The organism is Microcoleus sp. CAWBG27 (assembly GCF_020883145.1).
Taxonomy (GTDB): domain Bacteria; phylum Cyanobacteriota; class Cyanobacteriia; order Cyanobacteriales; family Microcoleaceae; genus Microcoleus.
The window spans coordinates 91588-106761 of sequence record NZ_JAHREU010000018.1 but is presented as its reverse complement, the minus strand read 5'-3'; the positions used below and the strand labels follow the sequence as shown (position 1 = coordinate 106761).

12 protein-coding genes are annotated in these 15174 nt (G+C 45.5%); 7 read left to right on the top strand and 5 right to left on the bottom strand.

The features are described 5' to 3' along the window. Positions 1 to 109: 109 nt before the first annotated feature. A complete protein-coding gene (locus QZ938_RS13180; protein WP_363318830.1) occupies positions 110 to 388 on the bottom strand; it encodes a helix-turn-helix domain-containing protein in 279 nt (92 codons plus the stop codon). 215 nt (positions 389 to 603) lie between these two features. Between QZ938_RS13180 and btpA the strand changes: the two genes are divergently transcribed. After that, positions 604 to 1488: a photosystem I biogenesis protein BtpA gene (btpA, locus tag QZ938_RS13175; RefSeq protein ID WP_293158303.1), complete on the top strand. Its 885-nt coding sequence runs from the start codon at positions 604 to 606 to the stop codon at positions 1486 to 1488. A gap of 81 nt (positions 1489 to 1569) precedes the next feature. On the opposite strand, the gene QZ938_RS13170 is transcribed toward btpA, so the two are convergent. Beyond that, complete coding sequence (locus tag QZ938_RS13170; RefSeq protein WP_293351736.1) at positions 1570 to 1749, bottom strand: hypothetical protein; 180 nt, start codon at positions 1747 to 1749, stop codon at positions 1570 to 1572. A gap of 242 nt (positions 1750 to 1991) precedes the next feature. Here QZ938_RS13170 and QZ938_RS13165 point away from each other — a divergent pair, with 242 nt between their 5' ends. From QZ938_RS13165 to iscB, 4 genes are all read left to right on the top strand, one after another. Next, positions 1992 to 2918 (top strand): vitamin K epoxide reductase family protein, encoded by a 927-nt coding sequence (locus QZ938_RS13165; RefSeq protein ID WP_293158309.1) that lies wholly within the window; start codon positions 1992 to 1994, stop codon positions 2916 to 2918. Positions 2919 to 3953: 1035 nt separating this feature from the next. Continuing rightward, positions 3954 to 6089 (top strand): CHASE2 domain-containing protein, encoded by a 2136-nt coding sequence (locus tag QZ938_RS13160; RefSeq protein WP_293351738.1) that lies wholly within the window; start codon positions 3954 to 3956, stop codon positions 6087 to 6089. 463 nt (positions 6090 to 6552) lie between these two features. Next, the gene (locus QZ938_RS13155) at positions 6553 to 6801 is read left to right on the top strand and encodes a hypothetical protein (protein WP_293158318.1); all 249 of its coding nucleotides are present in this window, start codon (positions 6553 to 6555) and stop codon (positions 6799 to 6801) included. 253 nt (positions 6802 to 7054) lie between these two features. Continuing rightward, positions 7055 to 8326 (top strand): RNA-guided endonuclease IscB, encoded by a 1272-nt coding sequence (gene iscB / locus QZ938_RS13150; protein WP_293351740.1) that lies wholly within the window; start codon positions 7055 to 7057, stop codon positions 8324 to 8326. Positions 8327 to 8395: 69 nt separating this feature from the next. On the opposite strand, the gene nadB is transcribed toward iscB, so the two are convergent. From nadB to QZ938_RS13135, 3 genes are all read right to left on the bottom strand, one after another. Further along, complete coding sequence (gene nadB, locus QZ938_RS13145) at positions 8396 to 10048, bottom strand: L-aspartate oxidase (RefSeq protein WP_293154134.1); 1653 nt, start codon at positions 10046 to 10048, stop codon at positions 8396 to 8398. Between the two features lie 583 nt (positions 10049 to 10631). Further along, positions 10632 to 11066 carry a photosystem II complex extrinsic protein PsbU gene (gene psbU, locus QZ938_RS13140; RefSeq protein WP_293154131.1) on the bottom strand — a complete coding sequence of 145 codons (435 nt, stop codon included), beginning with the start codon at positions 11064 to 11066 and terminating at the stop codon, positions 10632 to 10634. A gap of 202 nt (positions 11067 to 11268) precedes the next feature. Further along, positions 11269 to 12252, bottom strand: a complete 984-nt coding sequence (locus tag QZ938_RS13135) for an adenylate/guanylate cyclase domain-containing protein (protein WP_293154128.1) — start codon at positions 12250 to 12252, stop codon at positions 11269 to 11271. Between the two features lie 463 nt (positions 12253 to 12715). Between QZ938_RS13135 and hisF the strand changes: the two genes are divergently transcribed. After that, entirely contained in the window at positions 12716 to 13486 is a 771-nt protein-coding gene (hisF, locus tag QZ938_RS13130) for an imidazole glycerol phosphate synthase subunit HisF (protein ID WP_293154125.1), read from the top strand. A 539-nt stretch (positions 13487 to 14025) separates the two neighbouring features. Then, entirely contained in the window at positions 14026 to 14367 is a 342-nt protein-coding gene (locus QZ938_RS13125) for a low temperature-induced protein (protein WP_293351742.1), read from the top strand. The last annotated feature ends 807 nt before the right edge of the window (positions 14368 to 15174 follow it).

Here is a 15174-nt window from a genome sequence, read left to right as displayed (position 1 = left end):
GCAAGCTTTTCGCGGTGTGACATATTTTGTCATCGCTAGGTGGTATTTTTGTTTTCAATCCATAGTGCCAGCTTTTACAATGATTTACCAGGAATTTCGAGGAAATTATTTACTTTATGTCAACAGTTTTTAGCTCTGGGATTTGCTCTTTTGCTTCTGTCAATGATTTGCTTTGCTGGAAATAATTTGGGTAAGCTGCATCAAGCGGAATGATGTATTCCTTAGAAATCGAGCAAGCATTGACCGCACATTTACGAGAGTTGATCCAGTCCTTGCGTTCCCGCAAAGCGTAGTTCCAAACCTTGCGACAAACCGTTATAACCCGCTCAATTTCTTGAGCTTGCTCTGCGGTTGGCTTCAATTTGTACTCGTAACTAAGGTTTAACATTGCTCGTTTTCCCTGGCTCTAGAAAATAAAGTAGCATTTTGTAGAGTCAACGACAAGCAAAGCAATGGAAGGTAACTTGCAGGCTAAAGCCTGCCTCTAGCTTTCATCCCCGGTCTAAAGACACGGGGTTCTCAGCATATTTGCTATAGAATTCTAGAATATACCGTCAAAATCCGCCGTCAGCCGTCAGTGAACATGGTGGTTTCAGGAAACCCGTGGACTTAAAACAAATATTCAAAACGCCGAATCCCATAATCGGTGTCGTACATTTACAGCCTTTGCCAACTTCTCCCCGCTGGGGCGGGAACCTCAAAGCTATTATCGGAAGAGCCGAGCAAGAGGCTACAGCGCTGGCTTCTGGTGGCGCAAACGGTATCATTGTCGAGAACTTTTTCGACGCTCCTTTTGCCAAAGACAGCGTAGATCCGGCTGTGGTAAGTGCCATGACTCTGGTAGTCGAGAGGCTAACAAATCTGGTGACGCTACCGATCGGCATTAACGTGCTGCGAAACGACGCCCACAGCGCGATCGCCATCGCCTCCTGCACGGGAGCCCAATTCATCCGCGTCAACGTCCTCAACGGCATCATGGCTACAGATCAAGGCTTAATTGAAGGCCAAGCTCACCAGCTACTGCGCTACCGCCGGGAATTGGGCAGCGATGTCAAAATATTCGCAGACGTGCTAGTCAAGCACGGGCGCCCCCTGGGCAGCCCTAACTTAACCACAGCCGTCCAAGAGACGATCGGGCGCGCCTTAGCCGACGCCGTAATCCTTTCTGGCTGGACAACCGGCAGCCCTCCCAATCTCGAAGACTTAGAACTCGCGAGTGCAGCAGCGGGCGAAGTTCCAGTTTTCATCGGCAGCGGCGCCTCGTGGGAAAACGTTTCCACACTCATGCAAGCCGCCGATGGTGTAATTGTATCGAGTTCCCTGAAGCGAAATGGCCGCATCGAGCAGCCGATCGATCCGATCCGCGTCAGTCAGTTTGTCGAAGCCGCCCGTCGTAGCTTTTCCCAAAAAGAGCGAGAACAGGAAAATATCGAGACCAATGGTTTAAGAGGCCCAACACCCGAACCGGGCAAAGTCAGTCGATTTTAGATTTTAGATTTACTCGCCTTGATTCATCACCGGAGCCCGAACTTGAGTCTACAATTTTAGTAGCCACCAGCCAAGCTCGTGTCAGATGACAGTTGACAGTTGACAGTTGACAGTTGACAGTTGGCAGTTGACAGTTGACAGTTGACAGTTGACAGTTGGCAGTTGACAGTTATCTCTACCTGGAAGGAAGAGGATTGGAGTAATGAACCGTCTGTTTTTAATTTCTCCCGATCGGGGAGATGCTTGAAACCAATTTTTCATGGAATTGGGAATTGGGAATAGTTAATTGGGAATGGTAATTGGTAATTGCTGAAAACTAAAAGCTAACGCTCAAAAAAGCACCAATTCTCAATTCTTAATTCTTAATTCTTAATTCTCAATAACCAATGCCCCATGCCCCATCCCTCCGCTTCGCTTCGCCCCATGCCCCATGCCCAATGCCCCATGCCCCATGCCCCATGCCCCATGCCCAATGACCAATTAGCAACTATCAAATCAAAAAAATGATTCGCCGACGTTCAACCCCTTGGATTCATCGCTGGTCTAGGACTGCGATCGCAGCCATCGCAGCCATCGGCGTCCTAGAAACGGCCTATCTGACGATCGCTAAATTCACGACAGGCTCAGTCATTTGTCCCACCAGCGGCTGCGACAAAGTTCTCAACAGTCCCTACGCTACAGTTTTTGGCACAGTGCCTTTAAGTTTATTAGGTTGTCTGGCTTACCTGAGCATCGCAATTTTGGCATTAGCTCCCAAATCCGTCAATCCAGACACCAATAAAGGTCTGCACTCTCAACTAGAAAATCAAACTTGGCAAGCGCTATTTATCATCACCGCTGCGATGGTAATTTTCAGCAGCTATTTGATGTATTTGATGTCTTTTGAAATTAAGGAACTGTGCATTTACTGCATCAGTTCCGCCGTATTTGCGCTGTCGCTGTTTGTGCTGGTGCTAGTCGGCCGCGAGTGGGAAGATATCGGACAGTTGGTGTTTACAGGTATTTTGGTAATGATGGTAAGTTCGATCGGCGCCTTGGGACTGTATAACAGCGTCAGTTCACCTGCTCCTTTTGTTTCTTCTACCCCCGGAATTCTACCCCCAGCCGTGACTGCAACCTCCGGCCCTGCACAAATTGCTTTAGCCCGCCACCTCCGACAAATTGGCGCCAAAGAATACGGTGCTTACTGGTGTCCCCACTGCCACGACCAAAAAATGCTATTCGGCAAAGAAGCAGCCAAAATAATTGATTATTTTGAATGCGATCCTAAAGGGCAAAATTCCCGTGCTGAAATTTGCCAAGCTGCTGCTACGAATATTAAAGGTTTCCCGACTTGGGAGATTCAAGGTCAGTTTTATTCAGGGACGCAAACTTTGGATAAACTCGCCGATTTATCCGGTTACACGGGCCCGCGCAACTTTCAAAACTGACAGAATAGTTGGGAATTTTAGATGACAGCTTTTAGATGGTCAAGCAGTAAATATCGGTGGGCAAGTTATTTGCTAGTTTCCTAGTGCTGCGAAATTAATCTCAAATCTGCCATCTAGGATTAATAATTATCAATTAGCAAACATTAGTCAGATCGAAATTTCCAAAAAAGTGGTGACTATCTACTAGGCTGTCTGCGAATAAATACTATAGCGGTTATCAGAAAGATGAGGTATGTTGTTGGGCTTGAGCCTCCTGAGTTTAATGGTTATACAAGCTGTCAGTCATACCTCATCTTTTTGAGAAAGGCTATATAAAATTTACACAAAAACTCCAGAGACCGCGTTTCTGCTGCCAGAGTCATTACACTAAAATGGCAGTCATTCGATCGCTCTTCTGAAAATTATCTGCGCTGATATAGCAGTTCGATCGAAAGATTAACGGACGCTTTGTTCAGTTGACAGTTGACAGTTGACAGTTGACAGTTGACAGTTGACAGTTGACAGTTGACCGCACGGGTAGCACTTGACAAAAGAAGTAAGAGGATTGGAGTAATGAATAGTCTGAGTTTAATTTATCCCGAAAAATGTTCCGGCTTTAAACCAATTTTTTATGGTAATCGGTAATCGGGTAAAAGGTAATCGGTAGAAAGGCTCTCCTGCGTTTATGGTGGACATGGTATCAAACACAACTGTTCGCAATTCTGTGATGCCCTCAGAGTAAGGATATCCGGTTTACTGAAGGATATCCGGTTTACTGCTCGCCACAAACCTATAAAAAATATCAGAAAAAAGCTGGCGTTTTCAAAGCTTAGAAGCCAATTAGCAATTGCCAATTACCAATTACCATCACCAATTACCAATTACCCACCAGCATAGCGCACCGAAAAACCACACTATTCGACAATCAAAAATCAATAATCCACCCATCTGCCGCACCGCACAACCGAAAAATTGTGACGATCTAAAATCAAAAATATAAAATCGACTGAGCAGAGTCCCGCGAAGAAGTAAAAACGATATGTAGTAATACCCTATATGCTCTTCAGGCGAGGCGAACATCCCCAGATTATGCTAAAAACTATCAAAAAATGGCTCGATCGAGAACGCCGAGTATTGATTACTGCAAGTGCCGTTGGCGGTACGGTGATTCTACTGCGCTGGTTCGGATTTTTGCAGGCGTTGGAATGGGCTGCTTTCGATCGCTTTGTACGCTGGCGGCCCGCCGAACCAATGGACTCGCGCATCGTCATTATCGAAATTAACGAAGCTGACTTGCAAAAATACGGCTACCCCATTTCCGATGCTGTATTGGCCCAATTGCTGCAAAAATTGCACGCCCTTAAGCCGCGGGCGATTGGCCTCGATGTTTACCGAGATTTGCCGACTCAACCGGGTAATGCCCAATTGGTCAAAACTTTTAAAACTATTCCCAACTTAATTGGGATTGAGTTAATACCAGACGAAACCAGATTTGGAGTGCGCCCGCCTCCGGTACTGGAAAAGCTCGATCGCATCGGTTTCAACAACGTTGTCCTCGACGCTGACTCAAAAGTGCGCCGAACTTTGCTCTACGCTTGGCCTGGAAACGGCAAAACCTATCAAAGTTTCGCACTGAGACTGGCTTTGCTTTACCTAGAAACCGAAGGGATTTCCCCTCAACCTGCAACAGTCAATCCTAAATACTTGCAGTTAGGTAAGGGGGTGTTTCAGCGTTTTAAACCGAATGATGGTGCTTACGTGCGATCGGACAGCCGCGGCTATCAAATTCTCACCAACCTGCGCCACCCAGGAGGCAGTTTTCGCACGGTATCGATGAGCGACGTGCTTTCTGGCAAAGTACCGGTTGATTTTGTGCGATCGCGCGCTGTCTTGATCGGCTCAACTGCCCCCAGCCTCAAAGACTTTCACCAAAACGCTTACAGTTCCGGTTTGTTTGCTCCTCCCCAGCCAATACCCGGAGTTGAGCTTCAGGCTAATTTCTTGAGCCAAATTTTGAGTGCGGCCCTCGACGGGCGCGAAGGTATTAAAGTTTGGCCAGAGGCGGCGGAGTGGCTGTGGATTTTACTGTGGTCTTGGACGGGAGCAAATGTGAGCTGGAAGTTGCGATCGCTCGGGCGATCGGCTTGGTCTTTATCAAGTATCTGTGTAGGATTAAGTGCTAGTTTATACATAGCATGGTTGGCCGGTTGGTGGCTGCCGTTAATTCCTTCCATCCTCAGTCTGTTGGGTTCTGGCTGTGCAGTTGTAGCTTATCTGGCTCACATACAAGAAGAACTCAAACGGTCTAAAGAATTTTTACAATGGCTAATCGATACAATTCCCGACCCAATTTTTGTTAAAGATAGAAATCACCACTGGGTTGTTTTGAATCAGTCATATTGTCGGTTTATCGGCTATCCTTTAGAAATTTTAATTTCTCGCACCGATTACGAGTTATTTCCCCAAGCCGAAGCGGATATATTTTGGCAGCAAGACGAATTAGTATTGCAAACTCAGCAGCCACTAGAAAATGAAGAATATTTTACTGATGCTCACGGAATTACCCATCTGATTTCGACTAAAAGATCCCTACATAAAGATGCTGCGGGCAACCTATTTTTAGTTGGAGCGATCAGAGATATTACCGAACGCAAGCGCCTGGAAGATGCCCTCAAGCAAAAAAATGCTGAACTCAGCCACCAAGCCTATCACGATGCTCTCACCGGTTTGCCGAACCGCAAAATGTTTCACGAATCCTTGCATCTGTCCCTGGAAAGAGCCTCCAGCAATCAGGAATTGGTAGCTTTACTATTTTTAGATTTAGATGGATTTAAGTCAATCAATGATACTCTCGGACATCGTGCGGGTGATTTGCTCTTACAAGCAGTGGCCGGGAGGCTCAAAAAATGCTTGCGCGGTAGCGATATTATATCGAGGTTGGGTGGCGATGAGTTCACTGTCATCTTGCCGGGAATTCCTGGTAGCGAAGAAGCTGCGAAAGTAGCTCAAAAAATTTGTGACACCATTATGCAGCCTTTTACTTTAGAAGAACATACAGTTTCTGTAACTACAAGTATTGGCATTAGTTTGTATCCAATTGACGGTCAAGAGTCAGATATTTTAGTTAACAATGCTGATGCTGCGATGTATCGTGCTAAGGAAGGCGGGAAAAATCAATATCAATTTTCGTAATTAATCTCAGTTCAAAAACACAATCCAACTGTAGGTCAGTGGTGCCAACTTTTATGCCTAAGTTATTTTCCATTCTTTAATCTGCAACCTTATTATAAAATATTGTATAAGATGTCATCTATCATTAGATGGATTTATCAAAGATATGGAACTTAAGACAGCAAATTGTCGTCTCATTTAACTATTAACAAATATAAAAAAATTGGATGAGTTTCAAAAAAAGATGGCAACGGCAAGCCCGCGCTCTAAACCCTGATGCAGTAAGTCATTCCCATCACGAATCGCAAATTGTAGCAGGCTGGAGAGCCAATTAAAATCGCCAAACAGTATTGATTAAAAAGAATTTAAGTAAACTTACAAAAATTAATTAAAGGAAATGTAAAGACATAGGTGGAACTACGTAAATTGATAGATATAATAGATTGTAGGGATTTGCATCTATTTGAGTGATTTGGACAAGATTATGAACACTATGCGTACTTTGATTGGGCTCACAATAACGGCAACTCTGGCTGTCGGTCTGCAAGTCAGTACGATCGACATTGCAAATGCCGCTACACTTGGCAGCAACTCAACCAGCAACTCAGCAAAAGACCCATCGACCTCCACAGTCTTGACAGAGGCGCGCACATCTGAGGCGCCCAATAACCCCAAAAAATACGAACCAGATCCCAATGGAAGTCCTAAAAGTGACGGTACAGGGACGCGCTGAACCGCTCCGAAAAACCTATACAGAGCTAGCCAAAGCTAGTCAAAGCTGTACAAACAAAGTCGGAGCGTGCAGTCTAAGTCTTCACTGACTACGTTCGATTGGTCATAACACCTGCGAGTGAACGCCAGCTTGTAGCACTGTTGAGAGTGATTAAGTAATTAGCAAATAGGTTTATAGCTATAGTGTCACTTTCCTAACAAGCCATTTGAACTTTGACGAGGCAAACATTACTTAGAAATAAGGCTGACAGAATATGTCAAATTACATCTTTCTGATAGACAAAAACAAAACACCGCTTAATCCAATCCATCCAGCACAAGCACGGAAACTACTAGATTCCAGAAAAGCCGCCGTGTTTCGCCGCTACCCGTTCACTTTGATTTTAAAGCGAGTCGTTGAAAATCCAAATCTGTATCCGCTGGAACTCAAAATCGACCCGGGTTCCAAGTTTACAGGGATTGCTTTAGTTACAGATCGAGGCAATGTTATCTGGGCGATGGAATTGCAGCATCGCGGACAAAAAATAAAAGATGCTTTGGAACATCGTAGAGCAGTTAGGAGAGGACGAAGAAATCGTAATACTCGTTACCGTATAGCTCGATTCCTCAATCGCAAACGCCCTAATGGTTGGCTTGCACCGTCTTTGAAGCATCGTATTTTGACGACGGAAACTTGGGTGAAACGTCTGTCATCGTTCGCACCAATTGATTGTATTGTTCAGGAACTGGTAAAGTTTGATACTCAAGCGATTCAAAATCCTGAAATTTCTGGAACCCAATACCAGCAAGGAACCTTGAAAGGTTACGAGTGCCGTGAATACTTGTTGGAAAAATGGAATCGCCAATGTGCTTACTGCGGTGTCAAAGACGTTCCACTCGAAATTGAGCATATCCAACCAAAGTCAAAAGGAGGCTCAGACCGTATCTCTAATCTTTGTCTGGCTTGCCACAAGTGCAACCAACGCAAAGGAAATCGAGATATTAAAGACTTCCTCAAAGGCAAACCAGATGTGTTAAATAGCGTTCTGAAACAAGCTGCATCACCGTTAAAAGACGCAGCATCTGTCAATAGTACAAGGTGGTCACTGTTCAACACCCTTAAGCTAACTGGATTGCCTGTAAGAACGGGAACTGGCGGACAAACTAAGTTTAACCGAATTCGTTTTGAACTGCCTAAAGCTCATTGGATTGATGCTGCTTGTGTCGGCAAGGTTGAAGGTATCAAACTTGTTACTACAAAGATTTTGAAAGTTAAAACAACAGGTTTCGGTGGCAGGCAGCGATGTCAAACAGACAAATTTGGTTATCCACAAAAACATCGTCCCTTGCGTCCTATCTTGGGATTTTGTACAGGTGATATTGTTCGTGCAGATGTTCCCAAAGGTAAATACGCGGGGAATTTTACAGCACGAGTTTGTCCTATGTCGCATGGTTGCGGTGAGTTTGTTATCGACAAAAAAAGGAGGTCTATCAAGTTGGACTATTTAACGCCAGTCCACAGAAAGGATGGTTACGACTATGCTTAGACCTATACAAATTGACCAGGAATGGACAGATGTGTCCAGCAATTAAGTCTCAGTTCCTTACCCAATTTTTCAAAATTCTATGGGCCCAGATTTGTACCAATGCGATTGGTTAATTAAAGTGTGACAGCACCAATCCCGATCGGTGAGGGGATAGTCCAGTCGGTAGTGACCACCGCGACTTTCGGTGCGAAACGCAGCACTTTTGAGAATTAAGTAGCCAATATCCAATAAATTGCCAACTTCTCCCCAATTTCGCAAAACCGAGCTATTTTCGGCATCACCGGGCGAAAAATCGATCGTTTGTCCGGGCTGCACATTGAGTAAAGCTTGACTCAAAGCCAAAGAGACAAATTCTTGCCGCCACATCTCAACTCGGACAATTGCCCTTTCCAAATCGCGTTGTCCCCGGCAAATTCCCGCATTCTGCCACACCAAACTAGGCAATTCCACCCGCAATTTTTCGATCGCCTCAATATCCTGCTGTGAAACCAATTTTTCCAAGATTTCCCCTGCATCTTCTTCCTCTGGTAAGGCTTCGGACTTTTCACCTTCTAGCTGCAAAAGTCCCATTTGCGCGCCAAAAACCAGACATTCCAGCAGCGAATTGCTCGCCAACCGGTTAGCGCCGTGTACCCCCGTGCTCGCAGTTTCTCCCACCGCGTACAAACCCGGAATCGAAGTTTGGTTGAACTTGTCAGCCACAATTCCCCCCATCCAGTAATGGGCGGCGGGCGTCACCGGCACAGGTTCGGCAAAAATATCAATTCCCCAATCAGCGCACACTTGAATAATATTCGGAAACCTGTAGCGCAGTCGATCGCCATCAATGGGGCGCAAATCCAGCCAAACATGAGGTTCCCCCGTCTTCTGCAAGTGGCGGAAAATAGCGCGGCTGACAACATCCCGAGGGGCGAGTTCCCCGCTGGGGTGAGAGTCAAAAGCAAAGCGATATCCCTTGCTGTCAACTAAATGAGCCCCTTCTCCCCGCACCGCTTCGCTAATCAGAAACCGGGGCGCGCCCGCTTTACTCAGCGCCGTCGGGTGAAATTGTACAAATTCTAAATCTCGCAGCAGCGCCCCGGCGCGCCACGCAATTGCTACCCCGTCCCCGGTACTTACCGACGGGTTGGTTGTTTGAGCAAAAACCTGTCCGCCGCCGCCTGTAGCCAGCACTACGGCGCTAGCCCGCAGCCATTTGACTTGGGAGTCGCAAATCGAGCTAATGCCCTGACACCGCCCGGTTTTGTCTAGCCACAGACTCAAAGCAAAGGCTGGGGATACGAGTTGAATGTTTTTGCGGTTTAATACTTTTGCTGTCAGGGTACTGACAACGGCTTTTCCTGTGGTGTCGGCGGAGTGGAGCACTCGGCGGCGGGAGTGGGCGGCTTCTAGGGTGAGGGCTAAATCTGGGCCGGTGCGATCGAATGCAACGCCCATTTTTACCAGGGAGTCTATGCAAGCAGCAGCTTCTTCGACTAAAAATTGTACTGCTTCTAAATCGCAAAGACCTGCTCCCGCAGCCAGTGTATCCTGAACGTGGAGTGCTGCGGAATCTTCTGGGGCGATCGCTGCGGCAATGCCTCCTTGAGCCCAATCGCTGGCAGAAACAGGTAGGATATTTTTATTGATCAAGCCTACGTGCAAGTGTTCTGGTAGACAAAGTGCCGTGTACAAACCGGCTGCGCCAGCACCTATCACCAATACGTCAAATTTGTCAGTCATATAGCCTTTCTCAGAAAGATGAGGTATTCATGGGCATTGGGCATCGGGCATCGGGCATTGGGCATTGGGCGGAGCGTAGCGGAGGGATTGGGCATTGGGCTTGCGGGCCTACCTCACTTTTTTGAGAAAGGCTATAACTCAGCCGATTTGAGATTTTAGATTTTAGATTTTAAAATTAACTTTATAGATGAATTTGGGGATAATAACTTTCGATTTTAAATTTCATATTTTAGATCTTATATTGAACTATAAAGATAAGTTGAGGGGCTAAAATTGTCAATTTAAGCTTGAATAATTGAATCATTTAATCTAGTGATAAATCTCGATTTAAACTAATATCTACTAATCTTTTTTGCTTTTTAAAACATCGGAGGCTGTTATGCGTCTTTGGGTGCGAGCCTTTTTGAAGGCATTCGTCGGTCGGAGCAGAAGCCATGAGCCATGAACCACAAGCCAGAATTCATGAATTAACAAACCATAGTTCTGACTAATGACTCATGACTCATGGACTCATGAGGGCGGGCACGGGGGCACCGCCCCTACTGACTAATAACTCATGGCTTCAAAAGAGGCCCACTGCTATCTAGTCGTAGAGACCATTATTCAACCTGGTGTCTCCTTCAATAAAGACTGATTCGACATCAGTTACTGTGAATTTGTCCAGGTTAGCTTGCAGCACCTTTTTCTGAGCTTCCGTCAAGCCTGAAATGTTGAGTACGTCCTCAACTTTTTCGTAAGGAGCATTCTTAATAATTTGTCCAGCTAAAGTGGGATACAACCCTCGAAAGTCCCGAAAGTCGCGGACGGCGCTGTTGTTCAAATCAAGTTTTTTGCCGTATTCTGTGGCAAGTTTGTCATCGGCGCGATTGGTTCTAGCCGGAACATCAACTGCTATGAGCGAGGCTGATGGCAAGACGATACGGCTCAGGTTCGCCGCGATCGCACTTTGGTCTCCAGCCCATGCAAAGCAGCCCAGCACTAAGCCCAATACTGCCAATAGACGACCCAATCGTTTCATGAAGTTTTGTCTCCCAATTTCATACACAGCATTTATGTAGAGACTACCATTTTGCTTATGCAGTTTTTCAGATAAATCCGCAGCAGGCCGAGGACTGTTAACAAAATTTACATCCAAGAATTGACATTGCCCTCAATATATGCTATGCAACGCAGTTTAGACGATCGACTAATTTTTGGCTGCACACTCAATTTTCTAGCTATCAAGGACTTTTTCCTTTTCTTTTGAGAAAAGCGTTCAAGTCAATATAATTGCTGCCGTAAGTCATGCTGGGAGTGTCGTAACCCTTCAAAGTAACGATGTGCTGCTCGAAAGCGTCCTGGGCGCCCAACTCCGTCAGGTATTTGTAGGTTGTTTCTCCCACGGCGATATCCTTGCCGAGTTGCTTGGTGCAAGACTCTAGGCGAAATGCGGCGTTTACAGTGTCTCCCAAGGCGGTATAGTCCGATCGATCGCTGCTGCCGGAATTTCCCACCATTGCATAACCAGTATTGATTCCAGCCCCGACTCGCAACGGAAAAGGCAGGGGGTAACGGCTGCTGAGTAAATCAGTTGCCTTGTGCAGTTGGCTTAAAGCTTGGCAAATCCGCATCATTTCCTCGCTGCTGACGCCGCTTGGTTTGTGGAACCAGACAGCCATGATGGCATCGCCGATGTATTTGTCCACCCAACTGCCGTGTTCGCGAATGATGTGTCCGGCTTTGCGAAACCAATTGCCGATGACTTCCGAGAGGATGGTTTCGTCTAGCTGTCTAGTCAAAACTGTAAAGTCTCGGATGTCCATTACCATGACAGTAATCAGGCTGCGTACCGTCAAAGTAGCTGTAAAATCTTCAGAGTCTGTGTCGTGCAGGCGATCGAGCCGGCGCCCTCCGGTTGGGTTATGGAAGTCCAACTCGGTTTGACCGAAAATAATTCGATCGCCATTTCTAAGAGTGACAGGAATACTCACCCGCCGCCCGTTGACAAAGGAACCGTTGCGGCTGCCCAAGTCGATCAGGTAAAACTCTCCGGTCTCCATTTGCTGTAGCATCGCGTGATTTCGGGAAATCCAGCGATCGGTCAATACAAAATTATTGTCATCATTTCGCCCTACTGTCCAGCAATTGCTGCCGGAGAGCGGCAAGTAGCGATTGCCGCTTTCTGTACGAAGTAACAAATGTGGATTGGCTTGCAAAGTCACCACAGCCCTAGAAACAACATCAAGTCAACCGATTTGAGGTTTTCAGCTTTAAATTTTAACTTTAGTACGCGGCTCATAACTAAGATTGCCACTAAAAACCTGAAATCGGCTGTTCTAAAAATTTAAAATAGTTTAGTCGATCGATGCACCGAACCCATAAAGCATTGCCAAACTACCGCGCGATAACCACCGAAGGTAGTTACCGCTCGATCATAGGCCAAAGCGTAATATTTTGCACGCCACAGATGTATCCAGGCAGTTGCATTGGCTGTTTTTTGGCAACATATAACTTAATTTCTGCTTCTGTTGCCCAAAAAAAAGCTGGACAATGGTTCTCGTGCCAGACAACCCTGTGCTTAAACACAAGGTATCTTTGAGATTTGTGGCTAGACTTCCACTTTTTGAAGAGTCCAACACAGCCTTTTCCTCGCTGCGGCGCTGAGTCAATTAAACACACGAGAATTTTATGTTGTCGAAAAGAATTTTGCCTTGTTTGGATGTGAAAGCTGGCCGCGTGGTCAAAGGTGTCAATTTTGTCAACCTTAAGGATGCTGGCGATCCGGTGGAAATGGCTCAGGTATACAATGATGCGGGTGCTGACGAGTTGGTATTTCTGGACATTACGGCGACTCACGAAGACCGGAACATTATGATTGATGTGGTGTACCGGACTGCCGATCGAGTATTTATCCCTTTGACGGTGGGTGGTGGCATCCAATCCTTGGACACTATTAAAAGTTTGTTGAGGGCGGGCGCTGATAAGGTAAGTATTAATTCAGCGGCAGTGCGCGATCCGAGTTTGATTGACAAAGCGAGCGATCGATTTGGCAATCAGTGTATTGTAGTGGCGATCGACGCTCGCAAACGCCAAGATGCGGACAATCCCGGTTGGGACGTGTACGTGCGCGGAGGGCGTGAAAATACAGGCTTAGATGCGATAGTCTGGGCTAAGGAAGCCGAAAAGCGCGGCGCCGGCGAAATTTTAGTAACAAGCATGGACTCTGACGGCACTCAAGCCGGTTACGACTTGTCATTAACCCGCAGCATCGCCGAAGTTGTAGAAATTCCCGTGATTGCTTCCGGTGGCGCCGGCAACTGTCACCACATCTACGAAGCCGTGACGGAAGGCAAAGCAGAAGCAGCCTTGCTGGCTTCCCTGCTGCATTACGGGCAACTTAGCGTCGGAGAAATTAAGACTTATCTAGCAAAATGTCAAGTTCCCGTGCGGCAACAGTAGTTCTTTGCATCAGCAAGATTGGTAACAGGCTTTCTCGCCTGTTCCACATCAGCAATAGGCTTTCTCGCCTGTTCCGCGATAATTACATTTTCCTGTGGGGTGGGCGAGAGAACTCACCCAAACGCGATCGTTATTACAAATAGTGCCTAATGTGATGTGAATTTAACACCAGAATTTTGTTGCTTTTTCCTTCAGATAACAGTTCACGAAAAGTATACAACCAAAGACAAGCTGAAAACTCATACACCATCACTCATTCCCAATCTAAAATCTAAAATCTAAAATCTAAAATCCTATGACTTCCGGTGATGTACCATACTCATCTATCGGAAGACACAAAGCCCAAATATTCCCTGAGAAAGATTTCACCACCCCGTTTTTTAAGCTAAATATTATATATTAGCTCAAATCAACTGATTGCCACTGCTAATTTAAGTGGCTTTTATCAAGATTGAGTTAAAGATTGTGCAGAATTTGAGTTAAATTCAGCCTGTCAACAATCTCAACAATCAAAACTTCTAAATACGGAGAAATTTTGTATGTCTTTTATCAGCTTTAACCTCCCAGTCAAGCGTTTAGTTCGCAGTTTAATAGCTGTTTGTTTTTGTGCATTGATGTTTGTTTCTAATGCTTTCCCAGTTTTTGCCGTTACCAGCAGCCCCACGAAAGGTGAAGCTCAACTTTTGGGGATTGAGAAAGAAGCTCAAAAAGCTGTTTTGAAAGACCCGATGTCTCTGGAAGAAACTCAGAAAAAAGCTAATGAAGGGATTAATGAAGTTCAGGGAGATGCTGACAGCGAGAAGATGAAAAATCCTTCTAATACAAAGGCTACATCCTTTGAGCAACAAGTCAAAAAAGCTGTCAGCAAAATCAAAGACTAATTACGCAGCTATCAGCATAAAAAAGTAGGGACACGGCAGTGCTGTGTCCTTGTAGCTTTTGTGTCCGAACTTAATTTATACAATTTTTTTGGCAAAATTCATGCAACAGCCTTCGGTAGGGTGTGTCGCTTTCAACCATCTTAAATAAAGAGCGATAATCTAATAGCGACGCACCTGGCAGCTTCAATGACCAGAGAAGCAACCCTCGGTTTCACTCCGCCCAAAACTTTTCTTGTAAGAATCTTTTTTATAAAGGGTATTAGCTTTAGTTTTAAGAATTGGTATCAGATCGTGTCCGGTCAGTGACTTGCAATAAAAACGCTTTGTAGTAAGCACTTTAGTCCACATCCATCCAAGAAGTAAAGTCCTTACTACAAACAAATTGTATAGGTTTGTAGTGTGGACTTTAGTCCGCATCCAGCCGAGGAATTGCATTCCTAACGATCGAACAAATTGTATCGGTTTGTAGTGAGTGAGAACTTTAGTTCAATACACTTGGTTTAACACCATCCTCAAGGCGAAACAATATGAAAAATAGATACGCAGATTGCTTTTCTACAGAGCGCGAAAGCTAACTTCCCTCGCAATAAAAACTTCTAACTGAACCGTATTGGACTTTAGTCAAGCGTAATGGATGCGGACTAAAGTCCTCACTACAAACCAAGATAGATGCGGACTAAAGTCCTCACTACAAACCAAGATGGATGCGGACTAAAGTCCTCACTACAAACCAAGATGGATGCGGACTAAAGTCCTCACTACAAACCAAGATGGATGCGGACTAAAGTCCTCACTACAAACCAAGAT

Excerpts from the sequence above, each read along its gene's own strand:
- QZ938_RS13180 (WP_363318830.1), bottom strand. The coding sequence starts at position 388 with ATGTTAAACCTTAGTTACGAGTACAAATTGAAGCCAACCGCAGAGCAA.
- QZ938_RS13170 (WP_293351736.1), bottom strand. The coding sequence starts at position 1,749 with ATGAAAAATTGGTTTCAAGCATCTCCCCGATCGGGAGAAATTAAAAAC.
- QZ938_RS13165 (WP_293158309.1), top strand. The coding sequence starts at position 1,992 with ATGATTCGCCGACGTTCAACCCCTTGGATTCATCGCTGGTCTAGGACT.
- QZ938_RS13160 (WP_293351738.1), top strand. The coding sequence starts at position 3,954 with ATGCTCTTCAGGCGAGGCGAACATCCCCAGATTATGCTAAAAACTATC.
- QZ938_RS13155 (WP_293158318.1), top strand. The coding sequence starts at position 6,553 with ATGAACACTATGCGTACTTTGATTGGGCTCACAATAACGGCAACTCTG.
- iscB (WP_293351740.1), top strand. The coding sequence starts at position 7,055 with ATGTCAAATTACATCTTTCTGATAGACAAAAACAAAACACCGCTTAAT.
- nadB (WP_293154134.1), bottom strand. The coding sequence starts at position 10,048 with ATGACTGACAAATTTGACGTATTGGTGATAGGTGCTGGCGCAGCCGGT.
- psbU (WP_293154131.1), bottom strand. The coding sequence starts at position 11,066 with ATGAAACGATTGGGTCGTCTATTGGCAGTATTGGGCTTAGTGCTGGGC.
- hisF (WP_293154125.1), top strand. The coding sequence starts at position 12,716 with ATGTTGTCGAAAAGAATTTTGCCTTGTTTGGATGTGAAAGCTGGCCGC.
- QZ938_RS13125 (WP_293351742.1), top strand. The coding sequence starts at position 14,026 with ATGTCTTTTATCAGCTTTAACCTCCCAGTCAAGCGTTTAGTTCGCAGT.